The organism is Acinetobacter sp. ANC_7513 (genome assembly GCF_056779915.1).
Genome location: NZ_JBWYIW010000001.1, coordinates 77,462 through 96,498, shown reverse-complemented (window position 1 = coordinate 96,498; position 19,037 = coordinate 77,462). Strand labels below are relative to the sequence as shown.

Annotated in this window: 14 protein-coding genes; 5 read left to right on the top strand and 9 right to left on the bottom strand. The window is 37.1% G+C overall.

What is annotated here, in order from left to right; translation table 11 throughout:
• Positions 1 to 141: 141 nt before the first annotated feature.
• The 3 genes from AC1M9B_RS00445 (at position 142) to AC1M9B_RS00435 (ending at position 3,926) form a co-directional block, all read left to right on the top strand.
• Positions 142 to 2,649: a TonB-dependent receptor plug domain-containing protein gene (locus tag AC1M9B_RS00445; RefSeq protein WP_481608290.1), complete on the top strand. Its 2,508-nt coding sequence runs from the start codon at positions 142 to 144 to the stop codon at positions 2,647 to 2,649.
• A 152-nt stretch (positions 2,650 to 2,801) separates the two neighbouring features.
• Positions 2,802 to 3,743: a hypothetical protein gene (locus AC1M9B_RS00440; protein WP_035266435.1), complete on the top strand. Its 942-nt coding sequence runs from the start codon at positions 2,802 to 2,804 to the stop codon at positions 3,741 to 3,743.
• A gap of 33 nt (positions 3,744 to 3,776) precedes the next feature.
• Positions 3,777 to 3,926: a hypothetical protein gene (locus AC1M9B_RS00435; RefSeq protein ID WP_171076764.1), complete on the top strand. Its 150-nt coding sequence runs from the start codon at positions 3,777 to 3,779 to the stop codon at positions 3,924 to 3,926.
• A gap of 84 nt (positions 3,927 to 4,010) precedes the next feature.
• Here AC1M9B_RS00435 and serC read toward each other — a convergent pair whose 3' ends face one another.
• The 6 genes from serC to AC1M9B_RS00405 form a co-directional block, all read right to left on the bottom strand.
• On the bottom strand, positions 4,011 to 5,093 hold the full coding sequence (serC, locus tag AC1M9B_RS00430; RefSeq protein WP_035266433.1) for a 3-phosphoserine/phosphohydroxythreonine transaminase: 1,083 nt from the start codon (positions 5,091 to 5,093) through the stop codon (positions 4,011 to 4,013).
• A gap of 525 nt (positions 5,094 to 5,618) precedes the next feature.
• Positions 5,619 to 8,594, bottom strand: coding sequence for a DNA gyrase subunit A (gene gyrA, locus AC1M9B_RS00425; RefSeq protein ID WP_481608289.1), 2,976 nt, complete (start codon positions 8,592 to 8,594; stop codon positions 5,619 to 5,621).
• Between the two features lie 318 nt (positions 8,595 to 8,912).
• Entirely contained in the window at positions 8,913 to 9,572 is a 660-nt protein-coding gene (locus tag AC1M9B_RS00420) for a hypothetical protein (RefSeq protein ID WP_481608288.1), read from the bottom strand.
• Between the two features lie 178 nt (positions 9,573 to 9,750).
• A complete protein-coding gene (locus AC1M9B_RS00415; protein WP_092765976.1) occupies positions 9,751 to 10,683 on the bottom strand; it encodes an FAD-binding protein in 933 nt (310 codons plus the stop codon).
• Between the two features lie 18 nt (positions 10,684 to 10,701).
• On the bottom strand, positions 10,702 to 11,454 hold the full coding sequence (locus AC1M9B_RS00410) for an electron transfer flavoprotein subunit beta/FixA family protein (RefSeq protein WP_035266425.1): 753 nt from the start codon (positions 11,452 to 11,454) through the stop codon (positions 10,702 to 10,704).
• Positions 11,455 to 11,906: 452 nt separating this feature from the next.
• Positions 11,907 to 12,515, bottom strand: coding sequence for a LysE family translocator (locus AC1M9B_RS00405; RefSeq protein WP_035266421.1), 609 nt, complete (start codon positions 12,513 to 12,515; stop codon positions 11,907 to 11,909).
• Between the two features lie 112 nt (positions 12,516 to 12,627).
• Here AC1M9B_RS00405 and AC1M9B_RS00400 point away from each other — a divergent pair, with 112 nt between their 5' ends.
• Positions 12,628 to 13,122, top strand: a complete 495-nt coding sequence (locus AC1M9B_RS00400; RefSeq protein ID WP_092765973.1) for an Lrp/AsnC family transcriptional regulator — start codon at positions 12,628 to 12,630, stop codon at positions 13,120 to 13,122.
• A gap of 86 nt (positions 13,123 to 13,208) precedes the next feature.
• Here AC1M9B_RS00400 and mtlD read toward each other — a convergent pair whose 3' ends face one another.
• Entirely contained in the window at positions 13,209 to 15,356 is a 2,148-nt protein-coding gene (gene mtlD / locus AC1M9B_RS00395) for a bifunctional mannitol-1-phosphate dehydrogenase/phosphatase (protein ID WP_481608287.1), read from the bottom strand.
• Positions 15,357 to 15,566: 210 nt separating this feature from the next.
• A complete protein-coding gene (locus AC1M9B_RS00390; RefSeq protein ID WP_481588525.1) occupies positions 15,567 to 15,941 on the bottom strand; it encodes a hypothetical protein in 375 nt (124 codons plus the stop codon).
• A 335-nt stretch (positions 15,942 to 16,276) separates the two neighbouring features.
• On the opposite strand from AC1M9B_RS00390, the gene AC1M9B_RS00385 reads away from it, so the two are divergent.
• Positions 16,277 to 17,947, top strand: coding sequence for an amidase (locus AC1M9B_RS00385; protein ID WP_481607104.1), 1,671 nt, complete (start codon positions 16,277 to 16,279; stop codon positions 17,945 to 17,947).
• A 60-nt stretch (positions 17,948 to 18,007) separates the two neighbouring features.
• Here AC1M9B_RS00385 and AC1M9B_RS00380 read toward each other — a convergent pair whose 3' ends face one another.
• Entirely contained in the window at positions 18,008 to 18,925 is a 918-nt protein-coding gene (locus AC1M9B_RS00380; protein ID WP_481607105.1) for a tyrosine recombinase XerC, read from the bottom strand.
• Between the last annotated feature and the right edge of the window lie 112 nt (positions 18,926 to 19,037).

Here is a 19,037-nt window from a genome sequence, read left to right as displayed (position 1 = left end):
CTTTTTGTTCCAATTTTTAACTATCGCTTTTTTATATTATGTTAATCGGAATATAGTATTGATAATTATTCTCATTAATATTGTGAAATAAGTATTGTTAAATGATAATCGCTATCGTTTTTATTCTCTCAATGTTAAATCATGTCATTTGTACGCTCAAAATTAAATTTAGCCATTCTTACGATTCTCTCAACTACAGTTTGTGCAAATGAAACAGAAATAAATTCAACAGCTAATGATGATTCAATCAAACTCAATACAATTGTAACGAATGCAACTGAGCAACAAGAAGTTGGAAAAACCCTCTATACGAAGGATGACTTAGACAAGACACCCAATAGTTCTAAGAACATTACTGATTTTTTAAAAGTAAATCCTAATGTGCAATTTGGTAATAATTTTAAAAGTGGCTTACAACAAGGTGAACTTAGCCCAGCCGAAATTAGCATCAATGGCGGTTTACCCTATGAAAATAAATTTCTAATCAATGGGATGAGCATTAACAATAATATTAACCCTGTGGGTGCAACAACATCGAACTCAAATAATGAACTACTCGGCTCTAGTCAAGCTGTTGCAGTCAATGCAGACCTGATTTGTAATATTAAACTGCTTGATAGCAATGTGAGCGCTGAATATGGTGAATTTACTGGCGGTGTAGTGAGTGCAGAAACCTGCGCACCAAAAACTAAGGTAGGCAAAATTCACGGTAATATTACCTATGATTATACATCTGATTCTTGGTCTAAAATCAACTTTCCTGATCCAGAAAGCCAACAGGAATTTGAAACCTCCAACAGTGAAAAAAATCAACCTTTCTTTACTAAACAAGGAGTCAGTGCAACACTGTATGGTAATCTCACAGACCAATTAGGTTTCAATGCTTTTGGCTCTTTTCGACATTCCTTAATTCCATTAAAAACGAATTTTATTGAGCCAGCAGAATTAGACCAAACACGTGCTGCGAGCAATTATGGTGTCGAACTCTTCTATACACCTTCAGATAAAACCTCATTAAAAATAGGAACTCAGCTATTTGAAAATAAAGGTGAGTACTTCAATGCTACATTTTTAAACTCAGAAAACACACAAATATCTGATAGTCAAAGTATTTATATCAATTTAAAAAATAAATTAAATGCTGTTCGGTTAGAACAAAAACTTAATTTTCAAACACAAAAAAACTCGCGAAAGGCAGAGCAAGATGCGTATGTGTGGGCTCGATCTTCAACAAAGAATTGGAATCCGAATTTAAGTACGCAATCTTATGGAAACTATGGTGCATTATCACAAGAAGAAAAAAAACTCGAATACTCAATCAAAGCCCTATTTGAACCAATAAACTTTGCGAACTCATCACACCAATTCAAAATGGGTGCAGGTTATGGTCATTATGAAGCGTATTGGGAAAGACCTGAAGTTTCTAATAATTATTACACAACTACTATCGCTTCGAAAAATATTGAAAACTTAAACTGTTACACTTCTGATGGTCGTCGTTATGATGCTTGTGACGAAGGTAATTCAATTGACGGGCAATATTTAACGCAACGATTTAAATATGATGCAGGACAAATCAATGTACGCCAAGATCGTTGGCATGCATATCTCGAAGATTCAATTTATGTTAATCCATTTATTCAATCTAGTTTAGGCTTACGAGCTGATTATGATTCACTGACTCAAAACACCAATATTGCACCTCGTAGTTCATTTGTTTTGAAGCCATTTGGCAATGATCAATTATTTATCACGGCTGGTTGGAATCGCTATTATGGTTTAAACGCATTCGCCAACGAATTACAAGCTCAACGAGGTCGATTACAGACAAAATTTAAGAGAAATAGTCTTTCTGAAGATTGGGAACTCGACCCGACGTTTATGCCATCCTTCAAATCAAGGTCAGAGCTGGATACGCCGTTTTCAGATGAATCTGTATTTGCTTTTAACACCAATATTTGGAACATCAATACTGGTTTAAAATATGTTCAGCGAGAGAACAAAGACCAATTACGCCAGCAGCAAGGTAATAAGTCTTATAACAACTCAGGAAAATCTGAAGCTGAAATATTAACTTTCTCTTTAAAAAATATTAAACCACTTGTATTTAAAAATTCTGTGCATTATTTAAGCCTAAATGCCGATATGACAGATACAAATCGTAATTTTGATAGCTATGAAAGCAACTACTACACAGGTACATCACAAATTTATTATGATGGCAAACTGATTAATGCTGAAGATAAACCCACTGATAATTTCAATACTCCATGGACAGTTAGACTAGATTGGAATATTGGTTTTAATAATATTCCTTTAAATATTAACCATTATCTTAGCTATCGTGCAGGGACACCAGGTATGAAAAAAACCCTGAGTACCAGTAAAACTGAATTTGTCTATGAACTCGATGGTATGAAATATGACACTTACACTGCATACAAAACGAAAAATGCTTTGAATTGGGATATGCGTACTACCTACACAATACCGAGTTCAAAGAATACGCAAACTATTTTTGGTTTAACCATTAATAATGTACTTAACCGTAAAAATAAGTATTTTTCTTCCAATACATCCTCAGTGACACCAACACCAAGTCCTGAAATCGGTCGTCAATTCATTGCAGATGTTACATTTAAGTTCTAACTCATGATTCCCATAGAGCACTTAGGTGCTCTTTTTCATTTATGCCACGTTAAACTTTTGGATTGCATAAAGAAAAAACAATTCAAGACTTGAAAAATATCAATTATCCTCGATATTACATAAAGTAATTCACTCAATCTTAGAATGAGCATATGAACAATCAAAACAAACCTGAAATTATTACGATAGAAGATCAAAGCTTTGGTAGCCATGTAGAACATTGGGCGCTGTTAACTGATGATCCGACTGTTCAGGTTCCAAAATGGTTGAGTGAAGCACTAAATGCACCTGTCATGCCGATGGGGATTTGTGCTGAAGAACAAGATATGGATCCGAATGTTTGGCTAATTCAAGGACCTAAACAACAACCTATCCAATTGGTTCAAGTCATTGCTGTAGAAGACAATAAACCTAAAGCAGTCAAAACAGCCTTCCCTACTTTTGATAGTCCTTATACGTTGAACGCGACGATTGAACGCATCATTACATGTAAGTCCAACACGCAAGCAGTGTTACAATTAAAAGTTAGTGATAATAGTGTGGTTTATGCTTTTGATAGCTTATACAGTGTTAACCAAATTCAATACCAAAAAAATCAATCTTATAAAGTCCAATTAAATGCGTGGGCTTATGAGCTAGAAAAAGTTGCTGATCAAGAACAAATTGTTGTGGATGATCCAGCTTCAATTAAACACCATCGTGCTTTAAATGAAATTTTGAGTGAACACAATGGTGTAGCGCCAGATAATTTACAGCAGCTGATTGATGCTTGGGAACCTAAATCAGATGCCGATAAAGAACCTGTAACGGTCGATTTTTCGAAAATGGTGGCTTACTTGTACGGTGAAACCATGGGTCAGGAAGATGAGGCCTGGTTCCAAGGAAAAGTGGTTGGCAAGACCCAAATGCAGTTCAACGATCAATTTTATCAACTTTATGATGTAACACTTATTTTAGAAGAAAACCAACCTGCTACACTTATTCGTATCGCGACTAAGGATGAGAATTATAAAAATTTCGAAATTGGTCAATATATTCGTGGAAATATATGGATTCAGGCGAATATTTATGCTAAAAATACATCAAATAAATAGGATTTAACTATAAAGTAATATTTAGGCTCCTAGATGAAAATTATACCGGAACAATCAACAGGCTTAATGGAACAAGCACGCCCTCGTATTCGAGTAGACAAGGGTGCTTACTGTTTCTTTTTCTTAGGTGTTTTCCTCGCTGCTTTTATTTTCCACTTTACCAATCTTATCCCAGCATTTTAATAAATTAGTGTTGATTACTTTCATCTGCGTTTTAGTGCATAAAAAAAAGCCTGTCATATGACAGGCTTTTTTACAAACTGATTTTTAAGCATTACGCTTCGCAAAATCATCCATAAATTTCACAAGAGCTTGTACACCCTCAAGTGGCACTGCATTGTAAATACTCGCACGCATACCACCTACTGAACGATGTCCTGCAAGATTTAATAAATTATTTTCCTCTGCTTCTTTCAGGAATTGCTTTTCAAGTTCAGGCTTCGCCAATGTAAATGGCACATTCATAATTGAACGATATTCTTTCGCAATTGGATTTGCATAGAAGTCACTTGAATCAATATAACCATACAACAATTCAGCTTTTTGCTGGTTCACTTGATGAATTGCCTCTACACCACCCTGTTCAAGCAACCATTCAAATACTAAGCCTGATAAATACCAAGCATAAGTAGACGGTGTATTCACCATAGAATCATTCTTCGCTTGCGCTGAATACTTCAAAATGCTCGGAATTTCTTCTTTTGCTTGGTCTAATAAATCATCACGAATGATTACCAAAGTTAAACCAGCAGGACCGATATTTTTTTGCGCACCCGCGTAAATAAGACCGAACTTTGAAACATCAATTGGTGCCGACAAAATACTAGAAGATAAATCTGCAACCAGTGGTTTATCCGTAGTTGGGATATTTTTAAATTGAATACCACCAATCGTTTCGTTATCGGCATAATGAACATAGGCAGCATCAGCAGATAAATTCCATGTACTTTCATCAGAAATTGCAAGATTACCATCTGCATCTTTAATACCAGCTTCGATCACGTTAATTTCGCCATAACGTTTTGCTTCTTTTAAAGCTTTTTCAGACCAAATGCCAGTATGGATATAATCTGCTTTGTTATTTTTCCCTAATAGATTCAATGGAATCGCAGAGAATTGTAGAGAAGCACCACCCTGTAAGAAAAGCACTTTGTAGTTCTCAGGAATATTCATCAACTTGCGTAAGTCTGCTTCTGCTTTTTCAGCAACAGCGACGTAGTCTGCACTACGATGACTCATTTCCATGATTGATAGGCCCTTACCCTGCCAATCAAGCATCTCAGCTTGAGCTTTTTCTAATACAGCAGTAGGTAATGCAGCAGGACCAGCACAGAAGTTGTACGCGCGCATGATTTTTCCTTTCAGAGTGAAACACAATAAAATGATGGCATTTAACCACAGATAACCATAGCTTGCAGTATATTCAACTTAAATAATTTCAATCTTGTTTTCACACTAAAGCTATTTTTTCAATAAGCTCTACATTTATCAGAGATTTATGTTTACTATATTTTGAGAGACACCGTAGTTAGTAAGTTTAAATCGCTCACTACAACAGCTCTCAATCTGACAAAATTTATTATGACTATTTCGTTGTATTGTCTTTCATTTCAAGCGAACACTTAAAACATCTCACCATTATAAAGCGCATCAGTATTTACAGCTGAATGTTTTGTTTATGAACAATATTCCTCAGATTCCCCTCTCTCCTTCATTCAGCTGAAATGAAAGGGTTCACTACATGCTGTTATAAACAGTGTTATTACAATCAGCAAGCTATAATTAAATTTGAGTTTCATTTTTAATTAAAATTCTTTTTTAGACTATTGTTAATTAAAAAAGGACGCTTCAGCGTCCTTTTTTAATTCCTACAAATTATTCATCTGTAGATTTTTCATCGCTATCAGTCGTATCAATTTCTTGAGTATCTACTGATTCATTAGATTCAATTGAAGCCTCTTCACCTTCAACTGATTCTATAAAATCATCTTCCTCAACAGCTTCAATCGCTTCAACACCAACCAATGTCTCGTTTTCACCTAAGCGGATTAAACGTACACCTTGTGCATTACGACCCGTCTGAGCAATTTCAGATGCACGAGTACGTACTAGCGTACCACCATCAGAAATCAGCATGACTTCTTTGCTGACATCGATCGCTACCGCACCAACTAGCTCACCATTACGATCAGATGTCTTGATCGCAATGACGCCTTTACCACCACGTTTCTTGGTCGGGAAGTCATCCACTGGCGTACGCTTACCGTAACCATTTGCTGAAGCACAAAGCACTTCACCTGTTTCCGGAACAACGACTAATGAAACAATACGGCTTAGGAAATTAGAATCCGTATCTTCATCTTCTGAATCTACATCATTATCTTCAATTTCTTCCGCTTGAGCCAATCCAATGGTGACACGCATACCACGTACACCTTTCGCAGATCGACCCATTGCACGTACATCAGTTTCTGCAAATCGAATCGCTTTACCTTCATTCGAGAACAACATAATTTGTTGTTCACCGTCAGTAATCGCAACACCAATTAAACGGTCATCTCCAGCTAACTCGATTGCACGTAAACCATTTGAACGTACATTAGAGAACTGCTCAAGTTCAACTCGCTTGATCGTACCGTATTCAGTTGCCATAAAGACATAGAAGTTTTTACGTAAGTTTTCTGCAAGCTCAGCAAATTCAACTACTACTTCATCATCAAGATCTGTAGTTGATAATTCAACTCCTAACTCTTTCAGATGTGTACGCAATTCGTCCGATAGATCGTCACCATCTGCTAGATCAGCAAATGATTTTTCTAATGCATCATAGTGTGCAGCAATGATTTCGTTTTGCTGTAATTGAGCTTGATGAGATTTAACAAACTGACGGAAATCGGCTAGACGTTCTTTAAATTTCTTCGGTGCATCAATCACTGGCAGAATAGCAGTAATTGTCTCATTTTCATCTAATGGCAATAAGTTCACCATAGGACGACCTTTTGCACCACGAGAAGCTTGAGGCACTTCAAAAACTTTTAAACGATAGACTTTGCCGACATTGGTAAAGCATAAAACTGTTGCATGGTTAGATGTCACAATCAAATGTTGAATGTAATCATCTTCTTTCATAGACGTTGCTGATTTACCACGCCCACCACGACGTTGCGCAGCATAATCAGAAAGTGGCTGTGTTTTCGCATAGCCTGATTGAGAAACGGTTAAAACAACTTGTTCTTCTGGAATTAAATCCTCACGAGAGAAATCTACACGAGATTCTACAATCGCAGTACGACGCTCATCACCGTATTGCTGAAGAATAAGTGAAAGCTCTTCACGAATCACGTTCATCAACAATTCAAAATCATTAAGAATTGCTGTCAACTCTGCAATTTGTGCCAAAATTTCAGAATATTCTGCATGCAGCTTATCTTGTTCTAAACCAGTTAAACGATGCAAACGTAATTCTAAAATTGCACCCACTTGAGTCGGCGAGAGACGATAAATATTGCCAGATAATCCAAACGGTTTATTAGGATCTTCACCCTCAATCTCATCTGGGCGAACAGAAACTGAACCTGCTTTTTCTAATAAAGCAACTACACCACCTGCAGACCATTCCCCTGCTTGCAAACGTTCACGTGCTTCTTGCGGATTCGCAGAGGTTTTAATGGTTTCGATGATGGCATCAATATTTGCTAAAGCAACCGTTAAACCTTCCAAGATATGACCACGTTCACGCGCTTTACGTAATTCGAACATCGTACGACGTGTTACAACTTCTTGACGATGGCGAATGAAAGCAGCAATGATGTCTTTTAAATTCATCAGCTTTGGCTGGCCATTATCCAAGCAAACCATATTAATACTGAATGAATTTTGAAGCTGAGTATTTTGGAACAAATTATTAACAATTACTTCAGCGTTTTCGCCACGCTTTAAGTCAATTGCAATACGCATCCCTTCTTTATCAGATTCGTCGCGTAACTCTGAAATACCTTCGAGCTTCTTCTCTTTCACAAGTTCAGCAATACGTTCAATCGTTTTTGCTTTGTTCACTTGATATGGAATTTCAGTGAATACAATCGTCGTACGACCTGTTTTTTGGTCTTCTTCTAAATGGTACTTACCACGAATAAATAAACGACCTTTACCACTACGGTAAGCATCAACAATACCTGATTTACCGTAAATGATACCGCCTGTAGGAAAGTCTGGACCCGAAATATGTTCCATCAATCCTTCAATACTGATATTCGGATTATTGGCATAGGCTAAGCACGCATTGACCACTTCAGTCATATTATGCGGCGCCATATTGGTTGCCATACCTACAGCAATACCCGTGACACCATTAATGAGTAAATTTGGCACACGAGTTGGCATAACTTGTGGGATACGCTCAGAACCGTCGTAGTTATCTTCCCACTCTACTGTATCTTTTTCTAAATCAGCTAACAGTTCATGCGTTAATTTACGCATACGCACTTCGGTATAACGCATCGCTGCTGCACTGTCACCATCAACAGAGCCGAAGTTACCCTGACCATCAACCAACTGATAACGTAAACTGAAATCTTGTGCCATACGAACGATTGTTTCGTATACAGCAGAGTCACCATGAGGGTGGTATTTACCGATTACATCACCAACGACACGCGCTGATTTTTTGTAAGCTTTGTTATAATCATTTCCAAGCTCATGCATCGCATAAAGAACACGGCGATGAACTGGCTTTAAACCATCTCTAACGTCTGGTAGTGCACGAGAGACAATGACACTCATAGCATAGTCGAGATATGAGCTCTTCAGTTCATCCTCAATGGCAATCGGTCGAATTTCCGATACGCTCATGCATACTCCTTATTACAAACAGCTTGAAGAAACTGCTCGATTTATATAATCAATCTTGCAAAAAATTAGCCCAAAATCTATGGAGCTAAATTCTAAAACTCAGCCGCAAATTATAGCACAAATCCGTATTTTTGTGTCGAAATATTCAGCCTAACCTTGTTAATTATCTTCATTTTAGCGATCATTTTCTTGTTATTTCAAAACCAAAAATTAGCGCATCCAGACAGGATTTTTCAATATCCAAAATTTTGAGAAATACATTAGTACAAAAAAAATGCGCCAATCAACTGGCGCATCTTCATAATTTTTTCTATATTTTTATTGTGCCTGGTTCAGTACTTTACGATAGCTCAGCACAGCCACAATCAATAGAACTGGCAATAACATCTCCACCCCTTCCTCAATGGTCATAATCATGATTTGAGTATGCAGCACCAACTGGATGCCGAATTCATCTTTCAGGGTTGAGGTCGTGCGATCCAGCACTTTGCTTAGTCCGCCACAGGCAATGGTGAGGAAAATAAAAAAATGTGCAATATTCAATGAATCTTTCATGCTTAGTATGGTTTGAACCAATTTTTTCGCCAATACCAGAAAGACAAAGATAATGCCGAGCAATAAAATAAATCCGAGTAGCTTATCCATGAGCGGAATTTCAGCACTACGATAGAAATTAGTTTTGATAAAACTCATTTCAAACACCTGCTTATGAAAATCCATTTCCCGTAATCCCAACAATGTCGCTGCTATAGCCGTAAATACTCGGGTATGGGGTTTGATTTCAACATTAAGCAAACACAGCACTGCCAGCAAGTACCATAACCATGGACTCATGACTTCAAAAGCGCCTGACTCACTAAATAAATACTGAGTCACCTCAGGCGGTGCATTCAAGGCAGTATGAATACAAATACCAAGATAAAGCGCAATCAGCAGAAAACTAATGAACAGGATATGGGCGGCTTTGGAAAAGGGCATGATTAAAAACAGAAGAAAAAGCAAACTGGGATTTTATCACTTTTCATACAAATGAAATACTCTAGTTTCGATTGTCGAGTACTTTTAAAATTTTTGCATAAAAAAACGCCCTTACACAAAGCAGTAAAACATTGCTTTCACTGCTTGCACAAGAGCATTTTTAAACTGTGTTCAGGAATTAGATTTTAGAAACTAATTCTGGAACCACTGTATTTAAGTCACCTACTAACCAGTAGTCAGCTACTGCATTAATTGGAGCTTCTTCATCTTTGTTGATCGCAACGATCACCTTAGAATCTTTCATACCTGCCAAGTGCTGAATCGCACCAGAGATACCTACAGCAATATAAAGGTCTGGCGCAACGATTTTACCCGTTTGACCAACTTGCATATCGTTTGGAACGAAACCAGCATCTACTGCTGCACGAGATGCACCTTGAGCTGCACCAAGCTTATCAGCTAATGGATCAAGTACTTTATGGTAGTTCTCACCAGAACCTACACCACGTCCACCAGATACAACAATGCGAGCTGCTGTTAATTCTGGACGTTCTGATTTTACGATTTCTTCAGATACGAACTTAGAAATACCCGCATCACCAGTAGAAGTTGCAGCTTCAACCGCAGCAGATCCACCTTCAGCAGCAACTGCATCAAACGCTGTACCACGAACTGTACCAACAACAACTGATTCACCAGACTCTACAGTTGCAATCGCGTTACCAGCATAGATTGGACGCTTGAAAGTTTTAGGACCATCAACTGCAATAATGTCAGTAATCATACTTACATCAAGAAGTGCTGCAGCACGTGGAAGTACGTTTTTGCCCGTCGTTGTAGACGCCGCAAGAATGTGTGAATAGCCTGTACCAATTGAAGCAACAAGCTTCGCTACATTTTCAGCCAATTGGTTTGCATATGCAGCATCGTCAGCTAAAAGAACTTTGCTTACACCAGCAACTTTAGCAGCTTCATCAGCAACTGCTTGAGCGCCTGAACCAGCAACTAATACAGTGATATCACCACCGATTTTTTGAGCCGCAGCTACAACGTTTAAAGTTGCACCGTTAAGTGCTTTGTTGTCGTGCTCAGCGATTACTAAAATACTCATGATTTTTATCCTTCTGTATTAGATCACTTTCGCTTCATTTTTTAGTTTTTCAACAAGCTCATCAACAGACTTCACTTGAACACCAGCTTTACGTTCAGCAGGCGCTTCAACTTTAACAGTCTTAAGCTTAGTTGCAGGATTAACACCAAAATCTGCAGGAGATTTAGTATCAAGCGGTTTCTTACGTGCTTTCATGATGTTTGGAAGCGCCGCATAACGTGGCTCATTCAAACGTAAGTCAGTCGTAATGATCGCTGGAAGTGCAAGTTCAACAGTTTGTAAACCACCGTCGATTTCACGAGTCACTTGTACTTTATCGCCTTCAACTTTAACTTCTGAAGCAAATGTACCTTGACCAGCACCAAGTAATGCACCAAGCATCTGACCAACTTGGTTAGAGTCGTCATCAATTGCTTGTTTACCAAGAAGGATAAGTTGTGGCTGTTCAGCGTCTACAACGCCTTTAAGAATCTTCGCAACTTCTAAAGCACCAAGTTGGCTATCATCAGCTTCAACTAGGATACCGCGGTCTGCACCAAGCGCCATTGCAGAACGGATTTGTTCTTGCGCTTCTTTAGGACCAATAGAAACAACAACGATTTCTGAAACAGTTCCTTTTTCTTTTAAGCGAACCGCTTCTTCCACTGCGATTTCACAGAATGGGTTAATTGACATTTTAACGTTAGTAAGGTCAACCCCACTATTGTCCGGCTTTACGCGAACTTTAACGTTGGCATCAACCACACGTTTTACAGCAACAAGAGCCTTCATGTAATCCTCGGCTGTTTTAACAGAAGTAAATATTCAGAAAAGTTATAATAACTCTTCATTTAAAATTTTTAGGTGTCCTATCTTGCAATGTGTTTGGCATTTCGGTCAAGTCACAATTCACAAAACTGCTGTAAAAAAGCGTAATTTTCGTTGAACGGAGCGTTCACGAAATTATTTTGTTAATAAATTTGTCAGCTTTTCAATATTTTTTGTAAAAAATTAAACTTTGATTTTTAATATTTTTTTAATTTATTAACTACATCAGTTGAATTGATGCTGTAGACTCTTATTTTACGTTGAAAAGCGTTGGCGTGAGTCACCAAATTTGAGGTAAAAAATGTCATAACAGACAGCAAAAATTACAATAACAGCTATTCTTTTTGAGTATAATTTAACCAAAGTTAAATCTATTTGAATAGAAAGCGCAAACATCAGTTTGCGCTTTTTTAATGTTAATTCACAATGAGCCATGTTGCTGCCAATGAAAGCATCACTCCCGAACCACCATCAATCCATTTTTGACGTTTTTCATTTATCCCTGTTTTCTGTGTCAAAAATGCAAATACAAAACTCAATGATGAATAAATAATTAAGCATAATCCAATGAAGATTAGGGATAAGACAATCCCCTGTCCCATAATCGAAGAGGTATGCTGGTTAATAAATTGAGGCAAAATCGCAAAATAAATAAGCATACCTTTAGGATTAAGTAAGGATGTTATAAAACCGCGTCGAATCGGACTAATGACCTGGCTTTGTTTAATTTCAATATTTTTGTGATTAAGCGCAGATCGAATCAAATTAAATGCCAAATAAAGCAAATAACAGATTCCTAACCATTTGATCGTTTCAAAAATAATAGGGAAAGAAATAATGATAGCCGCAATACCCACAACGACTAAAAAAGAATGGACGAAATAACCCAAACACACCCCTAAAGTCGCCATAACGCCTGCTTTCGCATTTTTACCCATTACCTGTGACAGAATAAATAACATATCCGGACCAGGCGTAAAAATAAGAGGGATAACTGTCAAAGCAAATAACCAATAGGTAGACATTTTCTTTCTTCCATCATTAATGAAAATGAAAAAAAAGTATCTTCGAATTTACATAAAATAGGATTTCAAATATTCTATTTATTCTTTAATTTTTAGAATTTAATTCTAATATATGAAAATAATATCTAAATCAATTTCAGTTAAATTAGATCGTATCGATAAAAGTATCATTCATGAACTTCAAACCAACGGTCGAATTCAAAATAATGATTTAGCCAAAGAGATTGGCTTATCACCATCCTCTTGTTTAAGACGCGTAAAAATTCTCGAAGATGCTGGAGTCATCCAGCAATACACAACCATTGTTGATCCTCAAAAAATCGGATTACAACTTATTCTATTTTCGCGTATTTGGTTGGTGGGACAAGACGCTGAAACCATCGATACTTTTATTGAAGCGATGAAAGAACTCCCTCAAGTCATGGAGTGCTATATTATTTTGGGCGAATGTGATGCGATGTTAAAAGTTGTCGTACCTGATTTGGAGAACTATCGTAAATTTCAGTCAGAACACTTAACCAAAAAAAATGGGATTACCAGTGTGAAAACGGATTTACCCAGTCAAATCATTAAACAAAGCTATCAACTGCCCCTGCAATCAATTTAATACCATTAAGCAATCGATCCGACTGACTTTTCAGATCGGACCGATTATCCATTTTGATCAAGTTAAAAAGTTAAATGTTCAATGCTTTAAGTTTTTTCAACCTCGATTTTTTCATTCAAAATTTTTTCTAGAAGTACATGCTGATCCACTGATTCACTCAATTTAGGATCACAAATTTTGAGTCTCCGTTTCAGCTCTTCCTGCAAATACAATTGATCCTCAAGTTCCAATTCAGTTTGACTAAGTTGCTGAGCAAAATGCCGAATCACATCTTCAAATCGTTGATTTTGCTTCAATATAACGTATGCATAACCCAATACAAGCCCTTTGAAAATTTCCTGATAAGGCTTGCCACGTTGAAAATTGTATGCCAATGAAGATAGTACCCGCTCACCAAAACCTAACTTACGATATGGGTCTCGTGCCACTCGATCACATGGGTCTTTATAAGCCGTCTCACAAGAGTCGATAAAACTCTTCGCCAACAATTCTAAATTTTCTTTTCGATGTGGTAGTAGATCCTTTAATCCAACTTTAACCTCATGGAGTACTGCCAACATAAATTTAGAAATTTGCTCATCAGACAGTGCAATCCCGATCGTTTCATATTGTCGAAAACTTGCAGCCCATGCTGTCATTGCATGCACACCATTCCACATGCGATTTTTGATTAACTGTATCTCTTCAATCTCTTCAACCAGAATCATTTGGCGCATTTTTGCCAATAAAGGACTGTTATTTTCCACATAAAGTGGCATATCTGTTTCGGCATGAAATAAGATCAATTCTAGATTTTGTAGAATATGCGCCGATTTGAATTTTTCGTATAGATCGTCAATATACTGAGTAGCCAATTGTTCTTGTTCAGCATTTAAACGCGTCCCTTCATCCACATCCGTCACGTCTAAATCATGCTCATCCTGCACATGTCTAAAAATATTGTATTTGATTTTTAACTGTCTAAATAGTTTTTGATCTGTAATTTTCGCTACCATTCGATTGACTACTGTATCGCAAAAATAGTGCTGCGACATGATGATATTGACTGTCTTCGCATCCGTAATTTCATGCAAAGCACTACAAATCTGTTGTTCAATTAATGATTTTGCGCCTACTTTGTTTAAAACAATTAAAACTGTTAGAGGATTCAACTGTTCTTCAAAATGGATATAACGCGCATACAACCCTTGAGCAATGGTTTTAGCCTCTTGCTCGATTGCCTTTTCAGGTAAACACAGTGCAATTAAACTTGATTCAATATACATGTGCTGCATCATTTCAATATTTGATGCATCTATGACGGTTATATTGTCTATTCGCTCGTCATGAGAGTGTTGCCCATAACGAATACTGTAACCACCAAAAGTATTCACACTATTTCTATAGAGTGAATTCCGCGTTGAAGCATAGATTTGTTTTGGTCGAGTATATCCATCCCAATGAGACAATACTTGGGCAATGTAGCCACCACCTATTGCCCCAAAACCATGTATCCCCACGACATGCTGATTTAAAGTCTGAGGAAAAGAGTCAAATAGAGCAGGCATTTTTAATTTTGGTGTAAATTGATTCAAATCTTCCAGAAAATCATGCATGCTTTCGTAAAAGAAATTCGCTTTTTCGAGCATGGTTGAATTAGGTTCTTTGATATCTTGAAGTAATACCGTTAATCCACCCGCTTCAAACGCTGACATCACTCCATTTTCTGAGTCTTCAAACATTAAACATAAAGTTGGATCAATGTTCAGTTGCTCAGCAGCTTTTAAGAAAATTTCTGGGTGTGGTTTTCCATTAGCAACCTCATCGCCGCATACGATAATGTCGAAAAACTTATATACATTGGCATTGATTAAATACTCTTCAGCTATTTCACGTCGACTCGAAGTTGCTACTGCCATTTTCAGATTGGACTTTCTTAAACGTTCAAGAACTTGCATGAGTCCAAATTTAATCGGCACTCCGTATTTTCTTACATGCTCAAGTTCTAGCTGATCTGCTCGCTTTCTAATTTCCGCATACGGTACTTCTTGACCATATTGCTGATTTGCCAGTTTTTCGGCACTACGAGCACTTAAACCCAAACAAGATAATAAATATGCGTCTGTAAATTCGACACCAATGAGTTCTAATGATGCTTGCTTCAAAGTTTGAAAACGAAGTCGCTCCGTATCAAACATTGTGCCATCCATATCAAAAATGGCGGCATGGATATTATTTTCATGAAATTTAATCATTTACCCCTCTCCAAAAAAAATCAAAATTACTAGACAAGTGTAAAGAATTTGACTGAATCGAATGAGCAGAATAAATATATGAAACAAAATTGAACGTTATTTAATCAATAATTTTATCTTTATGTATTGAGTTGTTGGAAACGGGTAAATATAATTTTCTATAAAGTAACAGAGCTAAAATTATTAGCCCTGTTTTTTAAATGATTTTTTTCAAACTTGATTGAGCGCCGCCAAGTAATCACGATGGACGTGACTCAATTCAATAATAGGATATTGTTCTAGTTCAAAAATTTTCCAAACTTCAATAAAGTCTTCTTTCAAATCAACTCCTTGATCTGCAATAGGTCTTTCTTGCCATTGCTGATCAGAAATCCACAAATAAGTCTTAGATGCTATTGGATCAATCGCTTGGATTTTTCCTTCAGTATTAATACCCTGCACATAGGCATTGTTAGGTAGAGCGGCCTCAATCATCGGTAAATTGATTTCCACAAAATGTTTCACCTGACGTAAACCATAACCTGCAAAAATGTCTTTTTGTGCTGAAGAGAGTTGCTGATACTTTTGATCAATATTGTCAATCATGGCTTGACCTAATCATTCCTGCAAAATATTTTTTAATTTGTATACAACTTAAATCCATCTATTAAAGTTATACCTTAAAAATCGTATTAAAAAAAATCAATTCGAAAAATTTAAGCTAAAGTTTAAGGGAAAATTATTTTTAAAAGCGCAGCTTTCAAAAGCTCAATCCCAACAATACATTATTTTTCAAATAATTTTATTCGCATTAAATTAACGCATTTTATTTATATCAATGGTTATTAGCTATTTTCTGGAGCATAAAACTGTAAATTTCATTCATTCTAGAGTGGCACATTCATTGCTTAACCAGTTTGAACTTAATCTGGGGAATGCACATGATCACATTTAAAAAAACTTTGCTTGTTGTCACGATAGCAACTTTCTTAACAGCCTGTGGTGACAATGAAAGTAGCACAAATAATTCTAACACGCCGCCTCCTGTCCCGTTTAATCCTGTAGAAGCAACCATTAGTGATTTGCATAACTCGATTTTAAGCAAAGGTTCATCTTGTGTTGATGTTGTGCAAGGATATTTAAATCGTATATCAGCTTACGATCGACAAGGTCCAGAGCTCAATAGCATTATTTCTTTAAACCCAAATGCACTTAAAGAAGCAGAAGTGCTCGACCAACAATTTGCAAAAAATTCGAAACTTTCAGGACCTCTTCACTGTGTCACTGTACTCGCTAAAGACAATATTGATGCTGTAGATATGGCGAACACAGCAGGTTCTGTAGCATTAAAAGATAATTTTCCACATGATGATGCCTATATCATAAAAAATATCAAAGAAAATGGCGGAATCATTTTAGGAAAAGCCAATCTTGATGAGTTCGCTTTCGGCTTTGGTGGAAAATCAACTCTAGGTGATCAAACTAAAAATGTGTATGACTTAAGTAAAGGCCCAGGTGGTTCATCATCAGGAACTGGCGCTGCCATATCTGCAAGTTTTGCAATGGTGGGAATAGGAACTGATACGGGAGGGTCAATTCGTGTGCCTTCATCAGTACAGGGTCTTGTCGGTTTACGACCATCTTTACGTCTTTTGAGCCAAGATGGAATTATTCCACTGGCACCAACTCAAGATACTGCTGGACCAATGTGTAGACAAGCTATTGACTGTGCAAAATTAATGGATGCAATGATCGGATTCGATAGCTCATTAAGTTCAAATCAACGTAGTGAATTTGCACGCACTTCTCCTCTTCTAAAATCAGAGTCTGCTTACCGCGAATTGATTAATCAACCGAATAGCTACGTTCCTCATGACACTGTAAGTCTTGAAGGAAAGCGTATTGGTATAGTACAAGCACTTTACCCTTCCGAAGGTTCAACCACTCAACAGAAAGAAGACTACAATCTCGTTAAAGAAGCAATGGATAACGCAATTACTAAACTTGAAGAGGCAGGAGCGACTGTAGAAATAGTTACAATAAGCGATCTAAATACAATTTTGACACGTTATTCGAGTCTTTCAAGTGCTGAATTTAAAATATCACTTACAGAATATCTAAAGACCACAAGAAGTATTTACCAATCGTATGAAGATTTACTCGCTAGTGAACTAATGATCCGTAACTTCAGTGGCTATAATTCTGATCCAACAAGTGCTTCATATATTGAGAATTATGAGCGCAACACCACTGAAAGAAGTCCATTCGTGCGCTTACGCATGAACAGCGCTTTAAATAATGTTGAACTAGATGGTACTCGTAAAGGCGTACAATACGACGCTTTAGCCTACCCTTCTATTACTGGGTTCGCTGGTAATTTAGGAAGTAGCCCGACCACAGGTACCAATAATCGCCTAAGTCCGTTTAGTGGTTTTCCTGCATTATCTATGCCTGCTAAATCAGTCAACTCAAGTCGCAGTAGTTATCCTATGAATGTTAACATCGAGTTTATTGCTCGTGAATTTGATGAGCCGACTTTATTTGAAATCGCAGTCGCATTCCAAAAAGTGAATCCCGCACGTATGATACCTATACACACACCAGCACTTTAAACAGATAACTTTATCATTCAGTACAGTATTAAGTATATTCAATATACTTAATACTGAGGATTAAGATTTTTGGGCTCTAGGGTGAGCTTTATCATAGACTTGAGCCAAACGATCAAAATCTAACTGAGTATAAATTTGTGTCGTAGATAAATTACTATGACCTAGCATTTCTTGAACTGCTCGTAAATCACCACTGTTTGAAAGCAGATGACTAGCAAAACAGTGTCGCAGTAAGTGAGGATGTAAATCCACATTTACGCCCGCTCTTTGTGCTTGCAATTTGACTCGATTTTCAATCTGTCGATTCGTCAATCGACTCCCTTTTTTAGTAATAAAAACTGGGGAATCTAACTCAATTTCCCCACACCAGATACGATGGACTTTAAGCCATTCGATTAAACTCGTTTTCGCTTTCAAACCAAAAGGAACAACCCGAGTTTTATTTCCCTTACCCGTAATTCGAAGTAATTGTCGTGTAAAATCGATATCTCGAATATTCAATCCTTGTACTTCGGCTAATCGTAAACCACTTGAATAAAGCAGCTCCAAAATAGCTTTATCTCTTAACCACAAGAGATGATCTTGAGAGGATTCAGGTGCAGGTTGATCCAAAATTTGCTGAATCGTTTCGACATCAACCATACCCGGCAAAGGCCTTGGCTGTCTTTTTAACTTAAAATCATGAATGGGATTATTCGATAGATATTTCCCTTCCACAGCCCATTTCATGAATTGACGAATGGCTGTTAAATGACGTTGTAAACTTGCACTGTTGAGTTGATGTTGTTCAACCTTATAAGCCATATATTCTCGTAAATCAGATGCTTCAACTTGATTTAATTCAATTTTCTTTTCATAACAAAAGTCAATAAAACCAGACACATCACGGAAATACGCCTCAAGCGTATGCTCAGATTGATTTTGAATCTTTCTCTCTTTCAACCACATTGACAGCAATTGCATTGCGCCATATTGCATTTGGTTTTCTCTCTATTGAATCGATGCCTAATCATCAATACTCGTGGGCATTCCAACAAATCATAAAGTAAAAAGCCCTGAATTTCAGGGCTTTTTAGTCAGGAAATAAGTT

What these genes read in the sequence shown, in the direction of transcription:
- AC1M9B_RS00445 (WP_481608290.1), top strand. Translation starts at nt 142, where the DNA reads ATGTCATTTGTACGCTCAAAATTAAATTTAGCCATTCTTACGATTCTC.
- AC1M9B_RS00440 (WP_035266435.1), top strand. Translation starts at nt 2,802, where the DNA reads ATGAACAATCAAAACAAACCTGAAATTATTACGATAGAAGATCAAAGC.
- AC1M9B_RS00435 (WP_171076764.1), top strand. Translation starts at nt 3,777, where the DNA reads ATGAAAATTATACCGGAACAATCAACAGGCTTAATGGAACAAGCACGC.
- serC (WP_035266433.1), bottom strand. Translation starts at nt 5,093, where the DNA reads ATGCGCGCGTACAACTTCTGTGCTGGTCCTGCTGCATTACCTACTGCT.
- gyrA (WP_481608289.1), bottom strand. Translation starts at nt 8,594, where the DNA reads ATGAGCGTATCGGAAATTCGACCGATTGCCATTGAGGATGAACTGAAG.
- AC1M9B_RS00420 (WP_481608288.1), bottom strand. Translation starts at nt 9,572, where the DNA reads ATGCCCTTTTCCAAAGCCGCCCATATCCTGTTCATTAGTTTTCTGCTG.
- AC1M9B_RS00415 (WP_092765976.1), bottom strand. Translation starts at nt 10,683, where the DNA reads ATGAGTATTTTAGTAATCGCTGAGCACGACAACAAAGCACTTAACGGT.
- AC1M9B_RS00410 (WP_035266425.1), bottom strand. Translation starts at nt 11,454, where the DNA reads ATGAAGGCTCTTGTTGCTGTAAAACGTGTGGTTGATGCCAACGTTAAA.
- AC1M9B_RS00405 (WP_035266421.1), bottom strand. Translation starts at nt 12,515, where the DNA reads ATGTCTACCTATTGGTTATTTGCTTTGACAGTTATCCCTCTTATTTTT.
- AC1M9B_RS00400 (WP_092765973.1), top strand. Translation starts at nt 12,628, where the DNA reads ATGAAAATAATATCTAAATCAATTTCAGTTAAATTAGATCGTATCGAT.
- mtlD (WP_481608287.1), bottom strand. Translation starts at nt 15,356, where the DNA reads ATGATTAAATTTCATGAAAATAATATCCATGCCGCCATTTTTGATATG.
- AC1M9B_RS00390 (WP_481588525.1), bottom strand. Translation starts at nt 15,941, where the DNA reads ATGATTGACAATATTGATCAAAAGTATCAGCAACTCTCTTCAGCACAA.
- AC1M9B_RS00385 (WP_481607104.1), top strand. Translation starts at nt 16,277, where the DNA reads ATGATCACATTTAAAAAAACTTTGCTTGTTGTCACGATAGCAACTTTC.
- AC1M9B_RS00380 (WP_481607105.1), bottom strand. Translation starts at nt 18,925, where the DNA reads ATGCAATATGGCGCAATGCAATTGCTGTCAATGTGGTTGAAAGAGAGA.